Here is a 24104-nt window from a genome sequence, read left to right as displayed (position 1 = left end):
ATGGCGGAGCTCACGATCCGGCCGGAGGAGATCCGGGACGCACTGGAGACCTTTGTCCAGTCGTACCAGCCGGACGCGGCCTCGCGCGAGGAGGTCGGAACGGTCAGCGTTGCCGGCGACGGCATCGCGAAGGTGGAGGGCCTGCCCTCCGCCATGGCGAACGAGCTGCTGAAGTTCGAGGACGGCACCCTCGGTCTCGCCCTCAACCTCGAGGAGCGCGAGATCGGTGCGATCGTCCTCGGCGAGTTCAGCGGTATCGAGGAGGGTCAGCCGGTGCAGCGCACCGGTGAGGTCCTCTCCGTAGGCGTCGGCGAGGGCTACCTCGGCCGCGTCGTCGACCCGCTCGGCAACCCGATCGACGGCCTCGGCGAGATCGCGACCGAGGGCCGCCGCGCCCTCGAGCTGCAGGCCCCGGGCGTCATGGTCCGTAAGTCGGTGCACGAGCCCATGCAGACCGGCTACAAGGCCGTCGACGCCATGGTGCCGATCGGCCGCGGCCAGCGTCAGCTGATCATCGGCGACCGTCAGACCGGCAAGACCGCTCTGGCCGTCGACACGATCATCAACCAGCGTGACAACTGGCGCTCCGGCGACGTGAACAAGCAGGTCCGCTGCATCTACGTCGCCATCGGCCAGAAGGGCTCGACCATCGCGTCCGTTCGCGGCGCCCTGGAAGAGGCCGGCGCGCTCGAGTACACGACGATCGTCGCCGCCCCGGCGTCCGACCCGGCCGGCTTCAAGTACCTGGCGCCGTACACCGGTTCCGCCATCGGTCAGCACTGGATGTACGCCGGCAAGCACGTCCTGATCATCTTCGACGACCTGTCGAAGCAGGCCGACGCCTACCGCGCCGTGTCGCTGCTGCTGCGCCGCCCGCCGGGCCGCGAGGCCTACCCGGGTGACGTCTTCTACCTGCACTCCCGTCTGCTGGAGCGTTGCGCGAAGCTCTCCGACGAGATGGGCGCCGGTTCGATGACCGGTCTGCCGATCGTCGAGACCAAGGCGAACGACGTGTCGGCGTTCATCCCGACCAACGTCATCTCCATCACCGACGGCCAGTGCTTCCTGGAGTCCGACCTGTTCAACGCGGGCCAGCGCCCGGCGCTGAACGTCGGTATCTCGGTCTCCCGCGTCGGTGGTTCCGCGCAGCACAAGGCCATGAAGCAGGTTTCCGGCCGTCTGCGCGTCGACCTGGCCCAGTACCGCGAGCTGGAGGCGTTCGCCGCCTTCGGTTCCGACCTGGACGCCGCGTCGAAGGCCTCGCTGGAGCGCGGCAAGCGCATGGTCGAGCTGCTGAAGCAGGGCCAGTACCAGCCGATGCCCGTCGAGGAGCAGGTCGTCTCCGTCTGGGCCGGCACCACCGGCAAGATGGACGACGTCCCGGTCGAGGACATCCGCCGCTTCGAGTCGGAGCTGCTGGAGCACCTGCGCCGCGAGCGCAAGGACCTCCTGACCTCCATCGCCGACGGCGGCAAGATGTCGGACGACACGCTGGGCTCGATCGCCGACGCGATCGCCGCCTTCAAGCGCCAGTTCGAGACCTCGGACGGAAAGCTCCTGGGCGAGGACGTTCCGGCCGTCAACGTCTCCAAGTGACGACGGAAGGGACCTGACTCATGGGAGCGCAGCTCCGGGTCTACAAGCGTCGCATCCGTGCCATCACGGCGACCAAGAAGATCACCAAGGCGATGGAGATGATCGCCGCCTCGCGCATCGTCAAGGCGCAGCGCAAGGTGGCGGCGTCGATGCCGTACGCGACCGAGCTCACCCGTGCGGTGACCGCGGTGGCGACCGGTTCGAACACCAAGCACGCCCTGACCACCGAGGTCGAGGCGCCGACCCGCGCCGCGATCGTGCTCATCACGAGCGACCGCGGTCTGGCCGGCGGCTACTCCTCGAACGCCATCAAGCAGGCGGACCGGCTCACCGAGCGGCTGCGCGCTGAGGGCAAGGAGGTCGACAGCTACATCGTCGGCCGCAAGGGTGTCGCCTACTACGGGTTCCGTGAGCGCAAGGTCACGGAGTCGTGGACGGGCTTCACCGACAGCCCGGCCTACGCCGACGCCAAGCGCGTCGCGGCGCCGCTGATCGAGGCCATCCAGCTGGACACGGCCGAGGGCGGCGTCGACGAACTGCACATCGTCTACACGGAATTCGTGTCGATGATGACGCAGAACGCGGTGGACGGCCGGATGCTGCCGCTCAGTCTCGACAAGGCTGCGGAGGAGGACGGTGCGAAGGGCGAGATCCTTCCGCTGTTCGAGTTCGAGCCGTCGGCGGAGGACGTCCTCGACGCCCTGCTGCCGCGCTACGTCGAGAGCCGGATCTACAACGCACTGCTGCAGTCGGCCGCTTCCGAGCACGCCGCCCGCCGCCGCGCGATGAAGTCGGCGACCGACAACGCCGGGGACCTCATCAAGAGCCTCTCCCGGCTTGCCAACGCGGCCCGCCAGGCCGAAATCACCCAGGAAATCAGCGAGATCGTCGGTGGCGCGAGCGCCATGGCCGACGCGACCGCGGGGAGTGACAAGTAATGACGACCTCTGTTGAGACGGCCGCCGCCACGGGCCGCGTCGCCCGGGTCATCGGCCCGGTCGTCGACGTGGAGTTCCCCGTCGACGCGATGCCCGAGATCTACAACGCCCTGAAGGTCCAGGTCGCCGACCCGGCCGAGGACGGCGCGCTCAAGACGCTGACCCTCGAGGTCGCCCAGCACCTGGGTGACGGCATGGTCCGCACGATCTCGATGCAGCCCACCGACGGTCTGGTCCGCCAGGCCCCGGTGACCGACACGGGCGAGGGCATCACCGTCCCCGTCGGCGACTTCACCAAGGGCAAGGTGTTCAACACCCTGGGTGAGGTGCTCAACTACCCCGAGGCGAACGCCGAGGTCACCGAGCGCTGGCCGATCCACCGCAAGGCGCCTTCCTTCGACGAGCTCGAGTCGAAGACCGAGATGTTCGAGACCGGCGTCAAGGTCATCGACCTCCTCACCCCGTACGTCAAGGGTGGAAAGATCGGTCTGTTCGGTGGTGCCGGTGTCGGCAAGACCGTTCTGATCCAGGAAATGATCTACCGCGTCGCCAACAACCACGACGGTGTGTCGGTCTTCGCGGGCGTCGGTGAGCGTACCCGTGAGGGCAACGACCTCATCGAGGAAATGGGCGACTCGGGCGTCATCGACAAGACGGCGCTCGTCTTCGGCCAGATGGACGAGCCCCCGGGCACCCGTCTGCGCGTCGCCCTGGCCGGTCTGACCATGGCGGAGTACTTCCGCGATGTTCAGAAGCAGGACGTGCTGTTCTTCATCGACAACATCTTCCGGTACACCCAGGCGGGTTCCGAGGTGTCGACCCTGCTCGGCCGTATGCCCTCCGCGGTGGGTTACCAGCCGAACCTGGCCGACGAGATGGGTCTCCTCCAGGAGCGCATCACCTCGACCCGTGGTCACTCGATCACCTCGATGCAGGCGATCTACGTCCCCGCGGACGACCTGACCGACCCGGCGCCGGCGACCACCTTCGCCCACCTCGACGCGACGACGGTTCTCTCCCGTCCGATCTCCGAGAAGGGCATCTACCCGGCCGTGGACCCGCTGGACTCGACGTCCCGCATCCTCGACCCGCGGTACATCGCGGCGGACCACTACGCGGCCGCCATGCGTGTCAAGGGGATCCTGCAGAAGTACAAGGACCTCCAGGACATCATCGCGATCCTCGGTATCGACGAGCTGGGCGAGGAGGACAAGCTCGTTGTCCACCGTGCCCGTCGTGTCGAGCGCTTCCTGTCGCAGAACACCCACGTCGCCAAGCAGTTCACCGGCGTGGACGGTTCGGACGTTCCGCTCGACGAGTCGATCACCGCGTTCAACGCCATCTGCGACGGTGAGTACGACCACTTCCCCGAGCAGGCGTTCTTCATGTGCGGTGGCATCGAGGACCTGAAGGCCAACGCCAAGGAGCTGGGCGTCTCCTGATCCGGCGCGCCCCGCGAGGGGCGCATCCGGTTCGCAGGTTTCACAGGAGAGGGGCGGGTGTGTCCCGTCCCTCTCCCCACGCCCATTAGAATTTGACCCAACACCCGGCTGACCCGCCGGGTGGTGACCCGAGGAGCCACCTTGGCTGCTGAGCTGCACGTCGAGCTGGTCGCGGCGGACCGCAATGTCTGGTCCGGCGAGGCCACCCTGGTCGTCGCCCGCACCACGTCCGGCGACATCGGCGTCATGCCCGGTCACCAGCCGCTTCTCGGTGTGCTGGAATCGGGCCCGGTGACCATCCGTACCAGCGAGGGCGCCACTGTCGTCGCCGCGGTGCACGGCGGATTCATCTCGTTCGCGGACAACAAGCTGTCCCTGCTGGCCGAGATCGCCGAGCTCGCGGACGAGATCGACGTCCAGCGGGCGGAGCGGGCACTGGAGCGCGCGAAGTCGGAGGCCGACGCGGCCGCCGAACGTCGCGCCGATGTCCGGCTGCGCGCGGTCGCGGGGCACTGAGCCCCGTACCGAACAGTTTGATACCTCAGCCGCGGTCGGGTCCGGAATTTTCCGGACCGGGTCGCGGCTGAGGCGATGTACGTACTTTTGTTTGTGCGGTTTTCGATGAGCGAGGAGGTCGGTGAAGATGCTCCTCGCTCTGCTTGTGAGCGGCCTGGTCGTAGCCCTGGTGGTGATCGGGCTGTTCGTGTTCGGGCTGCGCCGCAGACTCATCCAGCGGTCCGGCGGGACCTTCGACTGCAGCCTGCGCTGGGGCGTGGCCGAGGAGCCCGACGTCTCCGGCAAGGGATGGGTCTACGGGGTCGCCCGCTACAGCGGTGACCGGATCGAGTGGTTCCGTGTCTTCTCGTACTCGCACCGCCCGCGCCGGCTGCTGGAACGCTCCTCCATCGAGGTCCTCGCGCGGCGCGCGCCCGAGGGCGAGGAGGAGCTGGCCCTGCTGTCCGACGCCGTCGTGCTCGGCTGTTCCCACAAAGGGACCCGCCTGGAGCTGGCGATGAGCGAGGACGCGCTGACCGGGTTCCTGGCGTGGCTGGAGGCCGCGCCGCCCGGGCAGCGGGTGAACGTGGCCTGACCCGGCCGACACGTGGGGAAGCCGGGGAGGCGGGGGACGGTCCCGCCTCCCCGGCTTCGTCGTGCCACCGGGGGTGTGCAGTGCGTGGGGGTTACTGCAGCCCGGTGTGGATCGCGTTGGCGAGTTCGCCGTTCGCGGTGTCGCCGCTGAACTCCCAGAAGAAGGCGCCCTTGAGGCCCTGGTTCTTCAGCCAGGTCATCTTCCCGGCGATGGTGGCGGGGGTGTCGTAGCTCCACCAGTTGCTTCCGCACTTGGCGTAGGCGGTGCCGGCGACGGTGCCGGTGGCCGGGCAGCCGGCCTTGAGGACCTTGTAGTCCTCGATGCCCTGCTCGTAGGTGCCCGGGGCGGGTCCGGTGGCGGTGCCGCCGGGCGCGTCCTGGGTGACTCCGGTCCAGCCGCGGCCGTAGAAGCCGATGCCGAGGTTGAGCTTGGAGCCGGGGATGCCCTTGCCCTTGAGCTTGGTGATGGCGGCCTCGGAGTTGAAGCCGGCGATCGGGATGCCCGCGTAGGAGGTCAGCGGGGAGTGGGGGGCGGTGGGGCCCTTGGCGTCCCACGCGCCGAAGAAGTCGTACGTCATGACGTTGTAGAAGTCGACGTACTGGGCGGCGCCGCCGTAGTCGGCGAGGTCGAGCTTCCCGCCGTTGGAGCCGTCGGCTGAGATCGCGGCGGTGACCAGGCTGGAGCCGCCGAACTTGGCGCGCAGGGCCGACATCAGGTTCTTGAAGGAAGCGGCGCCGCTGGTGTCACAGGACAGCCCGCAGGCGTTGGGGTACTCCCAGTCGATGTCGATGCCGTCGAAGACGTCCGCCCAGCGCGGGTCCTCGACCAGGGCGTAGCAGGAGTCGGCGAAGGCGGCCGGGTTCTGGGCGGCCTGGCCGAAGCCGCCGGACCAGGTCCAGCCGCCGAAGGAGTAGAGGACCTTGATGTTCGGGTACTTGGCCTTGAGCTTGCGCAGCTGGTTGAAGTTGCCGCGCAGGGGCTGGTCCCAGTTGTCGGCGACGCCGTCGACGCTCTGGTCGGCGGTGTAGGCCTTGTCGTAGTCGGCGTAGGCGTCGCCGATGGTGCACTTGCCGTTCTGGACGTTGCCGAAGGCGTAGTTGATGTGGGTGATCTTCGCGGCGCTGCCCGAGGTGACCAGGTTCTTCACGTGGTAGTTGCGCTGGTAGACGCCCCAGTCGGTGAAGTAGCCGAGCTTGACCTTGGCGCCGGGGTCCGGGGGCTCGGTGCCGCCGCCGCCCGGGGTGGTCACCGAGAGCCCGCCCGAGGAGGGGCCGGTCTGGTCGGCGGTGTCACGGGCGGTGACCGCGTACGTGTACGTGGTGCCCTTGGTCAGGCCGCCGTCGTTGAAGGTGGTGCCGGTGACGGTGGTGAGCTTGGAGCCGTTGCGGTAGACGTCGTAGTTCTTGACGCCCTTGTCGTCGGTGGCCGCCGACCAGGACAGGGTCAGCGCGTTCTCGGTGACGCCGGTCGCGGTGGGGGTGCCGGGGGCCGAGGGCGGGTTGTCGGTGGGGTTGGTGCCGCCGTCGCAGGAGCCGCCGTTGATCTTGCAGCCGGAGGGGGCGCCGGCGCCGGTTCCGTTGAAGCCGAAGCTGACGGTGGCGCCGGGGGCCAGGGTGCCGTTCCAGCCGACGTTCTTGGCGGTCCAGTGGTCGCCCGAGCTGGTGACGGTGGCGTCCCAGGCCGAGGTCACCCGGGTGCCGGACGGGTAGTCCCACTCCACGGTCCAGCTGCTGAGGGTGGTGGTGCCGGTGTTCTTCACCGTCCACTTGCCCTCGAAGCCGGAGCCCCAGTCGGAGACCTTGGTGTACGTCGCGGTCGCGGACGCGGCCGCCTGCGCGGGGCCGGCCAGGCCGACGAGGCCGGCGACCGGCAGGGCGAGGGCCGCCACCGTGGCGGCCAGCCTCCTGAACAGACGGTTGCGTCGTGGGGGTGCTGTGCTCAAGGGTGCTCCTCCGTAGGTCCGTACCGATCGTGGGGCCGACCGGTACATGGGGGTGGGACCTGCGCCGCCCGTGAGCACGCCTCGTGTCGATCTTTGTCATGGCACGCTCACCACAGTGATGCGGTGAGACTAGAAAGGTCTGGACCAAGCGTCAAGAGGTCCAGACCTTAGCTCCAGAGGCCGTCTAGATCCCCAACTCCTGTGCCAGTACGGCCGCTTGGACCCGGCTCCGCAGATCCAGCTTCCCCAGCACCCTGCTGACGTGGGTCTTCACCGTGGCCTCCGCCATGTCCAGCCGTACGGCGATCTCCGCGTTCGACAACCCCCCGCCCAGCGCCCCCAGCACCTCCCGCTCGCGCCGCGTCAGCGACTCCACCGCCGCGGCCGCCCCCGGCCGCACGGGAGCGCGCACCGCCTTCGGCGCCGCGAACTCGGCGATCAGCCGCCGGGTCACCGCCGGCGCGATCAGCCCCTCGCCGCGCGCCACCGTCCGCACCGCCGCGATCAGCTCCGCCGCGTCCGCGTCCTTCAGCAGGAAGCCCGAGGCCCCCGCCCGCAGCGCGCCGAAGACGTACTCGTCCAGGTCGAAGGTGGTCAGGACCAGCACGTCCGCCAGCCCCCGCTCCACCACCTGCCGGGTGGCCGACACCCCGTCGAGCTTCGGCATCTGCACGTCCATGAGGACCAGGTCCGGGCGCAGCTCGGCCGCCAACCGCACCGCCTCCTCACCGTCGGCGGCCTCTCCCACCACCTCGACGTCGCCCGCACTGCGCAGGATCAGCACCAGACCGGCCCGTACGGCCCGCTGGTCCTCGGCCACGACGACCCTGATGGTCATGACTGCACCGCCTTCTCCTCGGCGGGCAGTACCGCCCGCACCTGCCACACCCTGTCCGTCGCGCCCGCCGTGAACGTCCCGCCCAGCAGCTCCGTGCGCTCCCGCATGCCGATCAGCCCGGCCCCGGAACCCGGGGCGCGCGGGTCCGGGCGGTCCCCGTACGGGGAGTCCACCGCCACCGTCAGCAGCCCCGCGCCGTGCGCCACGCGGACCCGGACCGTGCCGGGGGAGGCGTGCTTGAGGGCGTTGGTCAGCGACTCCTGCACGATCCGGTACGCCGCCAGCTCCACCGGCGCCGGCAGCGGCGACCCGGCGGGCCGCTCGTCCGCCAGGACGAAGTCCAGCCCGCTCGCCGACCCGTTGGTACGGGCCTGCCCCAGCAGGGCGTCCAGACCGTCCAGGGAGGGCACGGCGACGGCTTCCTGCTCCGCCCCCGCGTCCCGCAGCAGCCCGATCAGCCGGCGCATCTCCGCCAGGCCCTGCACGCTGTTCTCCCGGATCACCCCGAGGGCCTCGCGGCTGGTGGCGGGGGAGTCGATGGAGAGGGCGGCCGTGGAGTGGATGGCGATCGCCGAGAGGTGGTTGGCCACCATGTCGTGCAGCTCCCGCGCCATCCGGGCACGCTCGGCCACCACGGCCTGGCTGCGGTCCATCTCGGCCAGCAGCGCCGTCTGCTCGGCGCGCAGCCGGGCGGCCTCGGCGGCCTCGCGGTGGTTGCGCAGGGTCGCGCCGGTCAGGGCCGGGGCGAAGCTCACGATGCCGGTGATCACGCCGATGAGCAGGGCCTGCGGGGTGCGCAGCCAGACCAGGGAGCCGATGGTGACGGCCACGGTGATCAGACCGGTGCTGACCGGCAGCCGGCGGGCCATGGCGGGCTTGCCGTAGACCACGGCCGCGTACATCAGGTCGGTGAAGATGATTACGGAGGCGATGTTGCCGAGGGTGAACTGGTCCACGACCACGGCGAGGGTGCCGACGCTCAGGGTGACGGTCGGCATGGTGCGGCGCAGCAGCTCCAGGGCGCCGAGCACCAGGAGCGGGAGCAGCACCGCCCAGTCGGGCAGGAAGTGCCGGCCGGGGGAGCTGTGCACGCCCAGCGCCCACAGCAGCAGGCCGGCGAGCACGCTGACGCCCGCGAGCAGTACGTCGTCGCGGTGCGGGCGGGGGATCTTCGGGAGCACGGCCCCATCCAACACGGTCCGGCGCGGCGGGGCGTCGGCACCCGGGCTGAGACGGCGCTACATCGAAGGATGCAGTGGGCTTTCCTCACTGGCGACGACGCGGCGGGGCGCGGCGGCCGGAACCCTTGGAGGAGAACCGGGGGAAACGGGGAAGGAAGGGAGGACCGTCATGCTCGTCGGGCTGATCATCGCCTGTGAGGTCGGCTTCTGGGTGCTGCTGGCGGGCGGACTGGCGCTGCGCTACCTGGCCGGAATGCCGAGGCTGGGGGCCGCGCTGCTGCTGATGGAGCCGCTGCTGGAGCTGGTGCTGCTGGTGGTGTCCTTCATCGACCTGAAGAACGGCGGCGAACCGAGCTGGCGGCACGGGGTCGCGGCCCTCTACATCGGCTACACCGTCGGCTACGGGCACTACACCGTGAAGTGGCTCGACGGCCACGCCGCCCACCGCTTCGCCGGGGGCCCGAAGCCGCCCGGAACCAAGTACGGCAAGGCCCGCGCGGTCCACGAGTGGAAGCTGTGGGCGCGGACCCTGGCCGGCGCCGCGGTCGCGGTCGGGCTGCTCCAGGCCGGCACCTGGTACGTCGGCGCCGCCGCCGACACGGCCCAGCTCCAGTCGTGGCAGGGCGTCGCCCTGCGGGTGCTCGGCATCCAGGCAGTGATCGCCGCGAGCTACTCGATCTGGCCCCGCAAGGCCCCGGCGGGCGCCGGGGCGGACGCGGCGGACCGGGACGCCGAACTGGCCGAAACCAAGCGCTAGCGCTCCCCGCCCGGGGGGCGACCCCCGGGCCCCCGGTGGGGCCGGGGTGCGGTCAGCGTTCCCCGCCCGGGACCCAGAGCACGTCGCCGACCTCCTTGTTGGCCGTCCGCGCCAGGATGAACAGGAGGTCGGACAGGCGGTTGAGGTAGGTGGCCGTCAGCGGGTTCATCACCTCGCCGTGCTCCTCCAGCGCCGCCCACGTGGAGCGCTCGGCCCGGCGGACCACCGTGCAGGCCTGGTGCAGCAGGGCCGCTCCCGGGGTGCCGCCGGGGAGGATGAAGCTGCGCAGCTTCTCCAGCTGCTCGTTGAAGACGTCGCAGTCCGCCTCCAGCCGGTCCACGTAGAACTGCTCCACCCGCAGCGGCGGGTACTCGGGGTCCTCCACGACCGGGGTGCACAGGTCGGCGCCGACGTCGAACAGGTCGTTCTGCACGCGGACCAGGACCTTCACCACCGCCTCCGGCAGCGCACCCAGCGCGATCGCCGTCCCGATGGCGGCGTTGGCCTCGTTGGCGTCGGCGTACGCGGAGATCCGCAGGTCCGTCTTCCGGGTCCGGCTCATGTCCCCCAGGGCGGTCGTGCCCTTGTCGCCGGTACGGGTGTAGATGCGCGTCAGGTTCACCATGGCGCCAGCGTAGACGGGCCCGCCGGCCGCGCACCGTCGAGCGGGGGGAGCGGCGCCCCGGCCGACGCGTGCGGCATCCGGCGGCGGGCCGGTGCGGACCGGCGGACGGAGGAGCCGGCGGGCCCGCTACGAGGTGGCGAGAACTGAACTGTGGGGCCGTGCACGCCTCGTGGGCGGTTCCAGTGTGATGTCCGTCAGCTGAGACGTGACGCGTGTTACTTCACGGTCACTCGGCCCCTCACGGGCGCTAGTCTCCGCCGGAGAGGCTACGAGGCCGGGTCGTACTGAGAACAACAAGGGGTGTGCAGTGGCTGGGAAGCTCGCCGTCATCGGCGCGGGACTGATGGGTTCCGGGATCGCTCAGGTCTCCGCTCAGGCGGGTTGGGACGTCGTCCTGCGGGACGTCACCGATGCCGCGCTGACCCGGGGCACGGACGGCATCAAGGCCTCTTACGACAAGTTCGTCTCCAAGGGCAAGATGACCGCCGAGGACGCCGAGGCGGCGCTGGCGCGGATCACCACGACCACCGACCTCGACGCGGTCGCCGACGTGGACATCGTCGTCGAGGCCGTCTTCGAGAAGCTCGAGGTCAAGCACGACATCTTCCGCACGCTCGACAAGATCGTGCGCGAGGACGCCATCCTGGCCTCCAACACCTCCGCCATCCCGATCACCAAGATCGCGGCCGTGACCGAGCACCCGGAGCGGGTCGTCGGCGCGCACTTCTTCTCGCCCGTCCCGATGATGCAGCTCTGCGAGCTGGTGCGCGGCTACAAGACGAGCGACGAGACCCTCGCCACCACCCGCGCGTTCGCCGAGTCGGTCGGCAAGACCTGCATCGTCGTCAACCGCGACGTCGCCGGCTTCGTGACCACCCGCCTGATCTCCGCGCTCGTCGTCGAGGCCGCGAAGCTCTACGAATCCGGCGTGGCCACCGCCGAGGACATCGACATCGCCTGCAAGCTGGGCTTCGGGCACGCCATGGGCCCGCTGGCCACCGCCGACCTCACCGGCGTCGACATCCTGCTGCACGCCACCAGCAACATCTACACCGAGTGCCAGGACGAGAAGTTCGCGCCGCCGGAGCTGATGCGCCGCATGGTCGACGCGGGTGACATCGGCCGCAAGAGCGGCCAGGGCTTCTACAAGCACTGAGACGGCCGTTCGAATCCCCGCACCCTACGGGGTGAATTAGGTATCGGTTCGCTCACGGTCGGCAACTTCACCGCCCGCACGGCAGTCAGTTGCAGTGAGAGTTGCCGACCACGGACCCGTCGGACCACACGTACGCAGTAAAGCCGGGGAGCAGACATGCACATCAGGGGCGACCACGCCGAACTGGCCGTCGGGGGCCGCCTCGACGTGCGCAGCGCGGCTGACGCCCGTACGGTCCTCCACACCGCCCTCGACGACGGCCACGGCGACCTCGTGCTCGACCTCACCGGCCTCGACTCCTGGGACGCGACCGGACTCGGCGTGATCATGGGGGCGCACCGGCGGGCCGGCCGGACCGGGCGGCGCCTGGTCCTGCGCGGGGTGCCCGACCGGATGCAGCGGCTGCTCGTCGCGACCCGGCTGCACCGCATCCTCGCGATCGAGGGCGGGCTGGAAGCGGAGTCCCTGCCCCGGGCGTGATGAGGGGCAGGGGGCCGGGCCCGGGGAAAAGGGGCTGCGGCTGCGGGGCGCGCTCCGCTTACATGGGTCCATGGTGTCCACCGACAGACTGCTGGCCTTCGCCGCCATGTCCCTCGTGCTGATCGTGATCCCCGGCCCCAGCGTCCTCTTCGTCGTCGGACGGGCGCTCGCCCAGGGCCGGCGGGCCGCGCTGACCACGGTGGCCGGGAACACGCTCGGAGCGTACGTACTCGTCGTGGCCGTGGCGCTCGGCGTCGGCGCCGTCGTCGAACGCTCCGTCCTCGTCTTCACCGCCCTGAAGCTGGCCGGCGCCGCCTACCTCGTCCACCTGGGCGTCAAGGCCTTCCGCAACCGCGGATCGCTGCACGCCGCGGTCGCCGAAGCGGCCCCCACGGCCCACGGCACCCTGCGGACCCTCGGAGAGGGCTTCGCGGTCGGCGTGGCCAACCCCAAGACCATCGTCTTCTTCGCCGCCGTGCTGCCCCAGTTCGTCGACCGCGACCAGGGGCACGTCATGCTCCAGATGCTGCTGCTCGGCCTGGTCTTCAACCTGATCGCGATCGTCTTCGACAGCCTCTGGGGACTCGCCGCCGCCACCACCCGCGACTGGTTCGCGGGATCCCCGCGCCGCCTCTCCATGATCGGCGGCACGGGCGGGCTCGCCATGATCGGCCTCGGCGTCACCGTCGCCGTGACCGGCCGCAAGGATTGATCGAAGGAACCGTAACGGTCCGGTGGTGAAGGCACCCCTGCGGTGACGGCGGCCGCGGCCACGGTCTAGGGTCGGGCGGAAACCGGACCGGTGGCGACAACGACGTGAGCGGGCGCCGGGCACGACGAAGACGGCGGCGGGGCGCGCGGCGCGATCGGGGGACAGGGGCATGGACCGTACACAGGGGCAGCCCGGCCAGGACGAACTGGCCACGGCGGGCCGGCCGGCCGGAACACCGGCGGCGGCCCCCAAGACCGTGACGGCCAAGACCGTGACGGCCAAGGCCGCGGCCCCGGCGTCCGCCGCGCAGCCGCAGACCCCCGCCCGCGTCGTGACCCTGACCACCGGGGAGTTCACCCTCACCGTCAACCCCGTCGACGGCAGCGAGATCGAGCCCCTGCGGCCCGAAGCCCGCGCAACGGCCGGCCGCCGCCCCGCCAGGCGCGCCGCCGCCTCCCGCGCCGACCGGGACGCCGCCGCGCGCCCGCCCGTACTGCCCGGCCCGCCCCTCCCCGCCCTGCCGCTCCTGGAGCGCGCCGAGGAGCGGGAGCGGCTCGTACGCCTCCTCGGACGCGGCCGCTCCGTACGGCTGACCGGCCCCGCCGGATCCGGCCGATCCGTCCTCCTCGACGCGGTCGCCGCCGACTGCGCGGACCTCGCGCCCGACGGGGTCGTCCGGCTCGGCGGCCACGGGCGGCAGCAGCCCGCCGAACTGCTCCACGCCCTGTACGCCACCGTGTACGACACCCGGGACGAGCGCCCCGACCGTACGCAACTCCTCGCGGGCGTTGCCGAGATCGGTGCGATCGTGCTCCTCGACGACCTGGAGCTCGGCGGCGCCGCCCTCGACGAACTGCTGCGCGCCACCCCGGAATGCGCCTACCTGCTCGCCGCCACCCCCGACACGAAGGCCCCCTCCGACGAGTCGCACCTGGAGGAGGTCTTCCTCGGCGGACTCAGCCGGGCCGGCTGCGTACGGCTGCTGGAGGCCGCCACCGGCAGGCCGCTCACCGACGAGGAGACGGCCTGGGCGGAGGACCTGCGGTTCGCTTCCGAGGGGCTGCCGCTGCGCTTCGTACAGGCCGCCGCGCTGCTGCGGCAGCGCGACGAGCTCAACGGCGGCTCCGCCGACGACGAGGACGAGGAGCCCGGGGTCTTCGAGGAACGCCCCCGCGACCCCTCCCACGTGCCGCTGCCCACCCTGGCGCAGGCCGCGGCCCCCGCCGAGCTGCTGGCCTCCCGGGTCAGCGAGTCGGCCCGGGCCGCCCTGCGGACCGCCTGCGCCCTGGGCGGGGAACTCCCGCACCACGCCCACCTGCCCGCGCTGGTCGGTGAGACGCACGCCGACGCCGCCGTCGCGGAACTCCTCGGCTGCGGGCTGATCACCCCCGTGGGGCCGCGCTACCGGCTCGCGGAGGGGGTCGCGCGGCAGCTGGAGGAGGCCGGGTACGGGGAGAGCGCCGCCGACGAGGCGCGTACCGCCGCCCGGCACTACGCCTGGTGGACCGGCCACGCCTCGGTGACCCCGGAGCGGGTCGCGGCGGAGGCCGACGCGGTGCTCGCCGCGCTGGGCGGGGCCGATGTGGTGGCCGCCGTACTGCTGGCCCGCACGACCGCCCCGGCGCTGGCGGCGGCGCCGTACTGGGAGGCCTGGGGGCGGGTGCTGCGCTCCGGTGCGGAGGCCGCTCGGAAGGCGGGGGAGGTCGCGGAGCAGGCGTACTTCCACCACGAGCTCGGCGTGCTCGCGCTGTGCGAGGGGCGCCTGGACCGGGCGCGGGCGGAGCTGGAGGCCTCGATCGGGCTGCGCGGGGCGCTGGCCGACAAGCGCGGGACGGTCTCCGGGCGGCGGGCGCTGGCGCTCGTCACCGACCGGGACCGGGAGGCGATGGGGGCGAAGGTCTCGCCGCCGCTGCGCCTGGAGGCCCCGCCGGTCCTCCCGGCCCTGCCGTCCGGCGGGGGCGCCGCGGTGAAGCCGGCCGGCGCCGAGGCGGTCACGCAGCTGACCCCGGTGATCGGGAAGGCGGCGGGTTCGCCGACGACCCTGTCCCAGGTCTACGCGGACGCGTTCGCGCCGGTTCCGCAGGCTCCGACGGTTCCGCAGCCGGCGCCGGCGCCGGTGCCGTTCGTGCGCCGTCCGGAGCCCGCATCCGTCCAGCGGCGCAAGACGGTGCTGCTGGCCGCCGCCGGGGCGCTGACGGTGGTGGCGCTCGGTACGGTCGTCGGCCTGTCGCTGACGGCGGGGGAGGACGACCCGGAGCAGCCGACGGCCCCGACCGTGTCCTCGACCCCGGACGCCCCGGCGGTGGCCCCGCCGCAGGTGCCGGGGAACAGCGGGAACGATTCGCCGCCGCAGCCGGACGTGCCGGCGGCCGGTGCCGCCGACCCGACGCGGGGCGGGGGCCCCCGGCCCACGACCCCGCCGCCGGCCCATACGCCGGGCCCGCAGCAGCCGCAGCCGACCCCGCCGGCGACGACGCCCCCGGCCCCGACGTCCCCGAAGCCGGAGGCCACCCCGCCGGGCACCACGCCCCCGGCCCCGACGTCCCCGAAGCCGGAGACCAGCCCGTCGGGCACGTCGACGGCCCCGACCACCCCGACGACCTCGACGGAGGCCCAGTCCCCGACGGCGTCGGAGTCCCCGACGACTATCTGACCCGGCGGGGGGTGCGGGCCCTGCGGGGCTGTCCCCTACCCGCCCTTCGCCCGTTCCCCGGGCTCCGCCCGGACCCGTTGCGGGGGGCTCCGCCCCCGCACCCCCGCGCCTCAAACGCCGGCGGGGCTGGATGACCCGACCCCGCCGGCGTTTGAGGCGACGGCGCGCAGCGCCCGTGCGGGGTCAGGGGCAGCGCCCCTGGGAACGGTGGAAGGGCGGGGAGGGGACCGGCCCCGCGCAGCGGCCCCGCACGACAACGGCCCCCCGAGCCGGAGCTCAGGGGGCCGGGGCGGCGACGGGCCGCACACGAAGGCGAAGAGGAGCGGGCCCCCGCCCCGCACCCGCCGGACGGAGTCCGGCGCAGCGGCGCGAAGCCGGTAAGGCGCCCCGGCGCCGCACCGCGCGAGGGGCGCGTCGGAAATGGGTCCGGCGCAGCGGCGCGAAGCCGGTAGGGCGCCCCGGCGCCGCACCGCGCGAGGGGTGCGTCGGAAATGGGTCCGGCGCAGCGGCGCGAAGCCGGTAGGGCGCCCCGGCGCCGCACCGCGCGAGGGGCGCGTCGGAAATGGGTCCGGCGCAGCGGCGCGAAGCCGTGGAGGCCGCCCGCGGCCGAGCCGTGCGAGCGGCGCGTGAAAGAGGACGGGCCGCCCGCGGCCGAGGCGCGCGAGGGGCGCGTCCAGAGGGCTAAAACAGGCGGAGCTTGTCGTCCTCGATGCCGCGGAGGGCGTTGTAGTCGAGGACCACGCAGTCCATCCCGCGGTCATTGGCCAGAACCCGCGCCTGCGGCTTGATCTCCTGCGCCGCGAAGACGCCGCGCACCGGCGCGAGGTGCGGGTCGCGGTTCAGCAGCTCCAGGTACCGGGTCAGCTGCTCGACGCCGTCGATCTCGCCGCGCCGCTTGATCTCGACCGCCACCGTCGCGCCGGAGGAGTCCCGGCACAGGATGTCCACCGGGCCGATCGCCGTCATGTACTCGCGCCGGATCAGGGTGTAGCCCTCACCCAGCGTGTCGATGCGGTCGGCCAGCAGCTCCTGGAGGTGCGCCTCGACGCCGTCCTTGATGAGGCCGGGGTCGGTGCCCAGCTCGTGGGAGGAGTCGTGGAGGACTTCCTCCATGGTGATGATGAGCTTCTCGCCCGCCTTGTTGACGACGGTCCAGACGTTCGCCTCGTCCCCGCTCCCCTCCTTGAGGGTGCACGGAGGCGACATCCAGTTGAGCGGTTTGTACGCCCGGTCGTCCGCGTGGATCGAGACACTGCCGTCGGCCTTCACGAGGATCAGACGGGGTGCCGAGGGCAGATGGGCGGTGAGCCGGCCCGCGTAGTCGACGGAGCAGCGGGCAATGACGAGACGCATGGTCGGCAACGCTACTCGACCGACGGGCCTCCACGCGATTCGCCCCTGAAAGCCCCGTTCGCCGATGGCGCGTTGTATGCGCATTCTCCTGGTGCGGCACCCGGTGGGCGCCTACCGTGGTGAGCGGGAGGTTGTCGAGCGTGCACACTGCGTCGCGATCTCCCTCCCTGCCCGTAGGACTCATGCAGCCCAAACTGCCTGGGTCACGAGAGGAGAACCCATGTCGCTCGACGTCTCACCGGCCCTACTCGAACAGGCCGAGCGAGGCGAGGTCGACGAAGCCGCCTTCGTCGACTGCGTCCGGACCTCCCTGCCTTACGCATGGGAGATGATCAGCTCGTTGGTGGCCCAGCTGGAGGTTGAGGGCGGAGAGTTCGCCGACAACCAGACGCCGCCGCCGGACGAGCAGGCGCGCGGGCAGCTGCTGCGCGCGCTCGCGAGTGACGCGATACGGGGTGCGCTGCAGCGGCACTTCGGGGTGCGCCTGGCGTTCCAGAACTGCCACCGTGTGGCCGTGTTCCCGCTGGATTCCTCGGTGGACGACCGGCTGGCCAAGTTCACCTCGATCCGCGGCCAGCTGCTCAACCAGTCCCCGGAACTTCGGGACTGCTAGCAGGACCGGTACTCCGCTGCCGCTCCGTGTCGCGGGAGGTGCGACTGACACAGGAGCGGCAGCCCCAGGCCCTTCACGGGGTCACACCAGCAGGGGGAGGAGCTCCGAGCCGAGGCGGCGGACGTTGTCCTCCGTGGCGGCGAGGTCACCCGACCCCTCCGTCAGCAGGGCGAAGCGGGTGATGCCCGTCCGCTCCGAGGTCTGCGCCAGCCGGTCCGCCGCCAGGGTGGGGCTGCCGACGGGGTGCAGGGAGCACAGCAGTTCCGTGTACGCGTGCGGGTCCCGCATCGAGCGCTGCCGTCCGTCCACCGTCACGTGGGCGTCCAGGCCCTGGCGGAACCAGTCCGGCATCGACTTCAGCAGGGTCTCGCGCGCGTCGGCCGTGCGGTCCGCCAGCTGGCAGACCCCGGCCGACACGTGCCCGGCCGCCCGTACGGACTCCGGCGAGTGCCCGTGCGCCAGCGCGGTCCGCCGCCACAGCGCGACCTGCTCGGCCTTCTCCTCGTCCCCGCAGTGCATGCCCAGCAGCATCGGCAGCCCGCGCTCCGCGGCCAGCCGCACCGACGCCGGGGAGGTGCAGGCGACGATCACTTCCGGCCCCGTCCCGTCGCCGTCCAGGGCGTCGGCCGGGCGCGGTACGACGGCCACCTCGCGGAAGGAGTGCCGAGGGCCGGCCGCCCCCACCCGGGGCTCCGCCAGCCAGCGCCGCAGCAGGTCGAGGTCCTCCGGAAAGCCGGTCTCGTACGCTTCGAGTCCGCCCCCGAACACCTCCAGGTCCACCCACGGCCCGCCGCGCCCCACCCCCAGGGTGAACCGGCCGCCCGAGGTGACGTGCAGCAGGGCCGCCTGCTCGCCGAGGGCCACCGGGTGCGTGTTCGGCAGCACGCTGACCGCCGTGCCCACCCGCAGCCGCCGGGTCCGGCCCAGCAGCAGGGCCGCCAGGGTCACCGCCGACGGGCAGACCCCGTACGGCACGAAGTGGTGCTCGGCGAGCCAGACCGAGTCCAGCCCGGACTCCTCGGCCACCTCGGCGGTCCGCACCGCCCGGTGCAGTGCCTCGCCCTGTCCCTGACCCGGGAACTGGGCCGCCAGTACAAACGCTCCTACGCGCATCATCGCCCTTAGCCTCCTCGCGGCTGACGCGGCCTCCCCCAGGCGGACCGACCCGTCGACGGCATCGACGTCTGCTGGCAACAACGTCTGACACGTGCCAAAGGCACGGCCTGACAGGAAAGTTATTGAGATTGTCGGGCCAGCTCTCTCCGGAGGGCCTGCCTCCTCCCGCCACCCTGCGGGTACCCCGGCTCGCTGCGCGTAGTCTGGGAGAAAGTCACTGTCGGCCGCCCCTTCGTGAGGTATACGTGTCACCGCGCCACAACCGCCCCAAGGGCGGCGAGACTCCGGACGAACGACCCGGCACCGGCCTTGACCGGTTCGGTCTGGAGCGCACCGAGGAGTACCTGGGCGAGGACTGGAAGGTCCGGCACGTGGCGGGGGCCAGCGCGGCGGGCAAGCGCTACCGCTGCCCGGGCTGCGACCAGGAGATCCCGTCGGGCACCCCGCACCTGGTGGCGTGGCCCGAGTACGGCGGTGTCGACGACCGCCGGCACTGGCACAAGGCCTGCTGGAACGCGAAGGACCGCCGCACCTCCAAGGTGCAGCGGTCCCGCAACGCGCCCAGGTACTAGGGCCTGTGGCCGTCAGACGTCGCGGCGTCGGACCACCGCGTACGAGGCGATGACCGCGGCCGCGGCCACCACGACCAGCAGTACGAGCTGGACCACGGCGCTGGGGGCCGACCGGCCCTCCATGTCGACGCCCTGCAGCCCGAACAGCTGGACCAGGCCCACCGGGGCGTTGTAGCGGAGCACCAGCCCCCCGAGCCCCGAGGTGACCGGCCAGGAGGTCAGTATCGCCCCGAGCACCGGGGGCATCGTGACCACGCCGAGCATGACCGCGATCCCGCCCGCGGAGTGCCGTACGAGCGCCCCGACCGCGAGCGCGAGGACGCCCAGCAGGGTCACGTAGAAGGAGCCGGCCACCGCGCCCGTCCAGTCGCTCAGGCCGTGCACCCCGGCGGCCGGCCCGTTGTGCAGGATCGCGGCCCACAGGCCGACGAACAGCACCGAGCCCAGGGTGACGAGGAACGAGGACGTCCCGAAGACCAGGTACTTCGCGGTGAGCACCCGCAGCCGCTCCGGGGCGGCGGTGAAGGTGGTGCGGATCAGGCCGGTGCCGAACTCGGAGGAGATCGTCAGCACGCCCAGCACGATCACGGACACCTGGCCGGCCATCAGCCCGAAGAGGGCGGGGCCGGTGAACGGGAGGTACTGGTAGTCGGCGGACGAGGTCTGGAGCACGGCGATCATGCCGACGCCGACGACCAGCGCCACGAGGGAGCCGAGCGTCCACAGGGTGGAGCGCACGGAGGTCAGCTTCGTCCACTCCGAGGCGATGGCGTGCCCCAGGTGCGGCCGGGGCGTGGGCAGCGGCGAGCTGTACGCCTGCGGCCGCTCCGCGCTCGCCGCGGGCGGGCCGGCGGGGGTGGGGGTCATCGGGGGTCCTCGGGGGTGTTCTCGGAGCCGCGGGCCAGCTCGGCCGCGCTGCCCGGCATCAGGAAGGGGCGCCCGGATCCGGGCGGCGGGGGAACGAAGAAGCTCGCCGCCGTCTCGGCCGGGACGGCCGTCTCCTCCTCCCACTCCGGGACGGTCAGCGGCTCGGGCTCCCACAGCTCGGCGCGGGGGTCCTCGGTGGAGGTGTACTCGACGGAGGAGTGGGTCATCCGCATGTACGCCTCCTCCAGCGAGGCCCGGTGCGGGGAGAGCTCCCACAGCCGTACGCCGGCCTCGTGCGCGAGGTCGCTGATGCGGGGCAGTTCCAGCCCGGTCACCCGCAGCGCCCCGTCGGGCTCCTGGAGGACCCGGCCGCCCGCCCGCGTCAGGGCGGCGGCGAGCGAGGTCCGGCCGCCGGAGCCGTCGGCCGCGGGCCCGGCGGCGGCGCGCACCCGCGCGAATCCGGCCGAGTTGTGCGTGATGAAGTCCTGGGTGCTCATGTCGGCCAGCAGCCGGCCCCGGCCGATCACGATCAGGTGGTCGGCGGTCAGTGCCATCTCGCTCATCAGGTGCGAGGAGACGAAGACGGTCCGGCCCTCGGCGGCCAGCTTCCGCATGAGGTTGCGGACCCAGAGGATGCCCTCGGGGTCGAGGCCGTTGACCGGCTCGTCGAAGAGCAGCACCTGCGGGTCGCCGAGCAGGGCGGCCGCGATGCCGAGGCGCTGGCCCATGCCGAGGGAGAAGCCCTTCGTGCGCTGGCGGGCGGCGTCCTGCAGGCCGACCACGCCGAGGACCTCGTCCACGCGCTTCTCGGGGATCCCGGAGAGCTGGGCGATGGACAGCAGGTGCGTACGGGCCCTGCGGCCGCCGTGCATGGCCTTGGCGTCGAGCAGGGCGCCGACGTGCCGCTGTGCGTTCGGCAGCTCCCGGAAGGGGAGGCCGTTGATCGTGACGCGGCCCGAGGTGGGCCGGTCCAGCCCGAGGACCATGCGCATGGTGGTGGACTTGCCGGAGCCGTTGGGTCCCAGGAAGCCGGTCACGTGGCCCGGCTTGACCTGGAAGGACAGCTGGTCGACAGCGGTCTTGGCGCCGAAGCGCTTGGTCAGGCCGACTGCCTCGATCATCCTTGTGCCCCTTGCCAGCCGGGACGGCTTTCGCCCGCGTACGCCTTAAGAGGATATCGGGGCTCCTGCGGTTCCCTCCCGGGGCGGATCCCTGAGCTGCCCCTGAGATCCGACCCGGGGATGTCCCGTAGTACGCGGGACGTCCGTCGCGAGAAGGACGTCCCACGTCACGGGGTGTGCGTCAGGCGTCAGGCGTCCCGCTTCGCAAGGGTGAGGTAGCCGGCGGCCACGGCGGCCAGCGACCACAGGGCCATGATCCCGAGGCCGCCCCAGGGCCCGTAGGGCGTGTCGGTGTCCGAGGAGGCGACGGTCTGCATGATCGCGGATCCCGCCATGTTGGGCAGGTAGTCGGCGATCTTGCGGGTGGCGTCGACCAGGCTGAGGACGATCGGCAGGATCAGGACGAAGGTGATCAGAAGCGAGATCGCGGCGGCCGAGTTCCGCAGGACCATCGAGACCCCGATGGCGAAGGCGGCGAGCAGTGCCAGGTACAGGCCGACGCCGATCACCGCGCGCAGGACGTTCTCCTCGCCGATGGCCGTGCTGTGGTCGCCGAGGAGGGCCTGGCCGAGGAAGAAGGACAGGAAGCCGGTGGCCAGGCCGACGACCAGAGCAAGGCCGGTGGCCACGGTGACCTTGCCCAGCAGCAGGGTGCCGCGGCGGGGCACGGCCGCGAGGGAGGTGCGGACCATGCCGGTCCCGTACTCGCTGCCCACCACCATCGCGCCGAACACCAGCATCGCCAGCTGGCCCAGCATCATCCCGGAGAAGCTCATCTGCGTGGCGTCGAAGGTGACCTGCGAGGCCTTCGGCATGTCGTCGAAGGTCGCGTTGACCACGGCGCACAGCCCGGCGCCCATGGCGACGGTGACCAGCAGCGTGGTGGCCAGGGTCCAGCTGGTGGAGGCGACGGTGCGGATCTTGGTCCACTCGGAGCGGAGGACGGCGGAGTAGGCCACGTCACTCACCGCCCTTGCGGGTGGCGTCGAAGCCCGCTCCCCACGCGGGGCCGGCGGGCGGGGGCACGGCCGCGCCGGGGGCGTGGGCGTGGTATTCGACGGAGTCCGCCGTCATGCGCATGAACGCTTCCTCGAGTGAAGCCCGTTGCGGGCTGAGTTCGTGCAGCACGATCTGGTGCTGTGCCGCGAGTTCGCCGAGCCGCTCGGGTTCGACGCCGTCGATCTCCAGGGTGCCGGTGGCGGGCACGTTGACCGCGTTGATGCCGGCCTGGTGCAGCACGTCCTTGAGCCGTTCCTGCTGCGGCGAGCGCAACCGTACGTAGCTGCGGGAGTTCTGCCGGATGAAATCGGACATGGACATGTCGGCAAGGAGCTTTCCCCGGCCGATGACGATCAAATGGTCTGCGGTCAACGCCATTTCACTCATCAAGTGGGAGGAGACGAAGATCGTTCTCCCTTCCGAGGCCAGCCCCTTCATAAGATTGCGGATCCAGAGAATTCCCTCGGGATCAAGACCATTGACGGGTTCGTCGAACATCAGGATCTCCGGATCACCCAGCAACGCAGCGGCGATTCCCAGCCGCTGGCCCATTCCGAGCGAAAATCCTTTCGACTTCTTCTTGGCCACGGCCGTCAGGCCGACCAGGTCCAGCACCTCGGCCACCCGTCGTTCCGGGATCCGGTTCGACTGGGCCAGGCAGAGAAGGTTGTTGTACGCACTGCGACCGCCGTGCATGGCTTTCGCGTCCAGCAGCGCCCCGATGTGCTTCAGCGGTTCCGGCAGGTCCCGGTAGTGCTTCCCGTCGATCCGGACCGTGCCGCCCGACGGGCGGTCGAGGTCGAGCATCATGCGCATGGTCGTGGACTTCCCCGCCCCGTTGGGGCCGAGGAAGCCGGTCACCACCCCCGGTCTGACCTGGAAGCTGAGGTGGTCCACGGCGGTCTTCGCGCCGAATCGTTTCGTAAGGCCCTCAAGCTCGATCATGCGGCCACGCTAGAACGGCCAGGGGCCGTACGCCACCTCAAAAAGGTGACATACGGCCCCTGATGTGCCGGTTTCGCTACCAGCAGGTAGACGGCGGCGTACGCGCGGGCGTACTAGCGGCTCTGCTGCGCCGGGACGCCCCGGGTGACCGGCTCGTCGTCGATCGGGGAGCCGGCGGCCGCCACGGCCGCGCCCGTCAGCGTCGCCAGCATCTCGCGGACGTTGGTCAGCTGCGCGTTGATGGAGTCGCGGCGGTTGGTCAGCGCCGCCAGCTCGCGCTCGGACTCGCTGCGGATGCGGTCGGCCTTGGCGTTGGCGTCGGCCACGATGTCCTCGGCCTGGCGCTGCGCGGTCTCCACCGTCTGGCGGGCCCGGCGCTCGGCGTCCGTACGCAGCTTCTCGGCCTCCAGGCGCAGCTGCTCGGCCCGGTGCTCGATCTCCGCCAGGCGCTTCTCGGCCTTCTGCTGACGCGAGGCCAGGTCGCGCTCCGACTGCTCGCGACGCTTGGCCAGGTTGGTCTCGAAGTCCGCGGCGGCCTGGGCGGCCTTGGCGCGGGTCTCCTCGAACAGGGCGTCGGCCTCCTCGCGCTTGGAGGCCGCGTCCTTCTGGGCCTCGGCGCGCAGGGCGGCCGCGTCGCCCTTTGCCTTCTCGACGATGCGGACGCCCTCGTCCTCCGCGTTCGACTTCCGGTCCGCCGCGAACGACTCGGCGTCGTTGCGCACCTGCTGGGCCGCCGACTCGGCCAGCTCGCGGTGCTGCTCGGCCGCGCGACGGGCCTCCTCGCGCAGGTCCTTCGCCTCCTCCTCGGCCAGCCGCAGGATCTTCTCGACCCGGGCGCCGAGACCGGCGTACGACGGCTCGGCGTCGCTCACCTGGGCCTGGGCGTTCTGCGTTTCGAGGTGCAGCTCCTCGATCCGCTTTTCCAGAGAGTTGATACGTCCTAGGGCGCTGTCGCGGTCGGAGACCAGCTTGGTAATGCGGTCGTCCACCTGACCGCGGTCGTAACCACGCCGCACGAGCTCGAAGCCGAAGGGGGAGGAAGTGTCGCTCATGGGGTTCCTGTCGAATGAGACCGATGAGGTGCTACGTGAGGTGTTAAGGGGAATCC

The 24104-nt window shown here is 71.6% G+C and carries 23 protein-coding genes; 12 read left to right on the top strand and 11 right to left on the bottom strand.

Going from position 1 to position 24104, the window contains the following annotated elements; genetic code table 11:
* The 5 genes from atpA (at nt 1) to ACZ518_RS01855 (ending at nt 5066) form a co-directional block, all read left to right on the top strand.
* Nucleotides 1-1596, top strand: a complete 1596-nt coding sequence (gene atpA / locus ACZ518_RS01875; protein WP_007266592.1) for a F0F1 ATP synthase subunit alpha — start codon at nt 1-3, stop codon at nt 1594-1596.
* A 20-nt stretch (nt 1597-1616) separates the two neighbouring features.
* Nucleotides 1617-2534, top strand: a complete 918-nt coding sequence (locus ACZ518_RS01870) for a F0F1 ATP synthase subunit gamma (RefSeq protein WP_469111073.1) — start codon at nt 1617-1619, stop codon at nt 2532-2534.
* Nucleotides 2534-3976, top strand: coding sequence for a F0F1 ATP synthase subunit beta (gene atpD, locus ACZ518_RS01865; RefSeq protein ID WP_007266594.1), 1443 nt, complete (start codon nt 2534-2536; stop codon nt 3974-3976). Before ACZ518_RS01870 ends, atpD begins: the two co-directional genes overlap by 1 nt.
* Nucleotides 3977-4117: 141 nt before the next feature.
* Nucleotides 4118-4492, top strand: a complete 375-nt coding sequence (locus ACZ518_RS01860; RefSeq protein WP_388939738.1) for a F0F1 ATP synthase subunit epsilon — start codon at nt 4118-4120, stop codon at nt 4490-4492.
* A 127-nt stretch (nt 4493-4619) separates the two neighbouring features.
* Nucleotides 4620-5066 (top strand): DUF2550 domain-containing protein, encoded by a 447-nt coding sequence (locus ACZ518_RS01855; RefSeq protein ID WP_469111072.1) that lies wholly within the window; start codon nt 4620-4622, stop codon nt 5064-5066.
* 91 nt (nt 5067-5157) lie between these two features.
* On the opposite strand, the gene ACZ518_RS01850 is transcribed toward ACZ518_RS01855, so the two are convergent.
* The 3 genes from ACZ518_RS01850 to ACZ518_RS01840 form a co-directional block, all read right to left on the bottom strand.
* Entirely contained in the window at nt 5158-7056 is a 1899-nt protein-coding gene (locus tag ACZ518_RS01850) for a glycosyl hydrolase family 18 protein (RefSeq protein ID WP_469111071.1), read from the bottom strand.
* A 136-nt stretch (nt 7057-7192) separates the two neighbouring features.
* Nucleotides 7193-7846 (bottom strand): response regulator, encoded by a 654-nt coding sequence (locus ACZ518_RS01845; RefSeq protein ID WP_469111070.1) that lies wholly within the window; start codon nt 7844-7846, stop codon nt 7193-7195.
* Nucleotides 7843-9039, bottom strand: a complete 1197-nt coding sequence (locus tag ACZ518_RS01840; protein ID WP_469111661.1) for a sensor histidine kinase — start codon at nt 9037-9039, stop codon at nt 7843-7845. Before ACZ518_RS01840 ends, ACZ518_RS01845 begins: the two co-directional genes overlap by 4 nt.
* 157 nt (nt 9040-9196) lie before the next feature.
* Here ACZ518_RS01840 and ACZ518_RS01835 point away from each other — a divergent pair, with 157 nt between their 5' ends.
* A complete protein-coding gene (locus ACZ518_RS01835; protein ID WP_469111069.1) occupies nt 9197-9784 on the top strand; it encodes a hypothetical protein in 588 nt (195 codons plus the stop codon).
* A gap of 52 nt (nt 9785-9836) precedes the next feature.
* Here ACZ518_RS01835 and ACZ518_RS01830 read toward each other — a convergent pair whose 3' ends face one another.
* Nucleotides 9837-10409 (bottom strand): cob(I)yrinic acid a,c-diamide adenosyltransferase, encoded by a 573-nt coding sequence (locus ACZ518_RS01830; protein ID WP_469111068.1) that lies wholly within the window; start codon nt 10407-10409, stop codon nt 9837-9839.
* Between the two features lie 307 nt (nt 10410-10716).
* Here ACZ518_RS01830 and ACZ518_RS01825 point away from each other — a divergent pair, with 307 nt between their 5' ends.
* From ACZ518_RS01825 to ACZ518_RS01810, 4 genes are all read left to right on the top strand, one after another.
* The gene (locus ACZ518_RS01825; RefSeq protein WP_469111067.1) at nt 10717-11565 is read left to right on the top strand and encodes a 3-hydroxyacyl-CoA dehydrogenase family protein; all 849 of its coding nucleotides are present in this window, start codon (nt 10717-10719) and stop codon (nt 11563-11565) included.
* Nucleotides 11566-11721: 156 nt separating this feature from the next.
* Nucleotides 11722-12045, top strand: a complete 324-nt coding sequence (locus ACZ518_RS01820) for an STAS domain-containing protein (RefSeq protein ID WP_266573917.1) — start codon at nt 11722-11724, stop codon at nt 12043-12045.
* A gap of 70 nt (nt 12046-12115) precedes the next feature.
* Nucleotides 12116-12757, top strand: a complete 642-nt coding sequence (locus tag ACZ518_RS01815; protein ID WP_469111066.1) for a LysE family translocator — start codon at nt 12116-12118, stop codon at nt 12755-12757.
* A gap of 169 nt (nt 12758-12926) precedes the next feature.
* A complete protein-coding gene (locus ACZ518_RS01810) occupies nt 12927-15410 on the top strand; it encodes an ATP-binding protein (protein ID WP_469111065.1) in 2484 nt (827 codons plus the stop codon).
* Nucleotides 15411-16091: 681 nt separating this feature from the next.
* On the opposite strand, the gene nucS is transcribed toward ACZ518_RS01810, so the two are convergent.
* Nucleotides 16092-16763 (bottom strand): endonuclease NucS, encoded by a 672-nt coding sequence (gene nucS / locus ACZ518_RS01805; RefSeq protein WP_469111064.1) that lies wholly within the window; start codon nt 16761-16763, stop codon nt 16092-16094.
* A gap of 220 nt (nt 16764-16983) precedes the next feature.
* On the opposite strand from nucS, the gene ACZ518_RS01800 reads away from it, so the two are divergent.
* Nucleotides 16984-17376 (top strand): SCO5389 family protein, encoded by a 393-nt coding sequence (locus tag ACZ518_RS01800; RefSeq protein ID WP_007266607.1) that lies wholly within the window; start codon nt 16984-16986, stop codon nt 17374-17376.
* Nucleotides 17377-17457: 81 nt separating this feature from the next.
* Here the strand turns inward: ACZ518_RS01800 and ACZ518_RS01795 are convergent, their stop codons facing one another.
* On the bottom strand, nt 17458-18489 hold the full coding sequence (locus tag ACZ518_RS01795) for an LLM class flavin-dependent oxidoreductase (RefSeq protein WP_469111660.1): 1032 nt from the start codon (nt 18487-18489) through the stop codon (nt 17458-17460).
* Between the two features lie 248 nt (nt 18490-18737).
* Here ACZ518_RS01795 and ACZ518_RS01790 point away from each other — a divergent pair, with 248 nt between their 5' ends.
* Complete coding sequence (locus tag ACZ518_RS01790) at nt 18738-19064, top strand: ATP/GTP-binding protein (RefSeq protein WP_469111063.1); 327 nt, start codon at nt 18738-18740, stop codon at nt 19062-19064.
* A gap of 12 nt (nt 19065-19076) precedes the next feature.
* On the opposite strand, the gene ACZ518_RS01785 is transcribed toward ACZ518_RS01790, so the two are convergent.
* From ACZ518_RS01785 to ACZ518_RS01765, 5 genes are all read right to left on the bottom strand, one after another.
* On the bottom strand, nt 19077-19931 hold the full coding sequence (locus ACZ518_RS01785) for an ABC transporter permease (RefSeq protein ID WP_469111062.1): 855 nt from the start codon (nt 19929-19931) through the stop codon (nt 19077-19079).
* The gene (locus ACZ518_RS01780; RefSeq protein ID WP_469111061.1) at nt 19928-21052 is read right to left on the bottom strand and encodes an ABC transporter ATP-binding protein; all 1125 of its coding nucleotides are present in this window, start codon (nt 21050-21052) and stop codon (nt 19928-19930) included. Before ACZ518_RS01780 ends, ACZ518_RS01785 begins: the two co-directional genes overlap by 4 nt.
* A gap of 188 nt (nt 21053-21240) precedes the next feature.
* The gene (locus ACZ518_RS01775) at nt 21241-22020 is read right to left on the bottom strand and encodes an ABC transporter permease (protein WP_469111060.1); all 780 of its coding nucleotides are present in this window, start codon (nt 22018-22020) and stop codon (nt 21241-21243) included.
* Nucleotides 22013-22996 (bottom strand): ABC transporter ATP-binding protein, encoded by a 984-nt coding sequence (locus ACZ518_RS01770; RefSeq protein ID WP_469111059.1) that lies wholly within the window; start codon nt 22994-22996, stop codon nt 22013-22015. The genes ACZ518_RS01775 and ACZ518_RS01770 overlap by 8 nt, the downstream gene beginning before the upstream one ends.
* 113 nt (nt 22997-23109) lie before the next feature.
* Nucleotides 23110-24048 (bottom strand): coiled-coil domain-containing protein, encoded by a 939-nt coding sequence (locus tag ACZ518_RS01765; RefSeq protein WP_007266614.1) that lies wholly within the window; start codon nt 24046-24048, stop codon nt 23110-23112.
* Between the last annotated feature and the right edge of the window lie 56 nt (nt 24049-24104).

The sequence above is a fragment of the Streptomyces sp. NPDC033966 genome, assembly GCF_055575955.1.
This window is presented reverse-complemented; position numbering and strand designations above follow the sequence as displayed.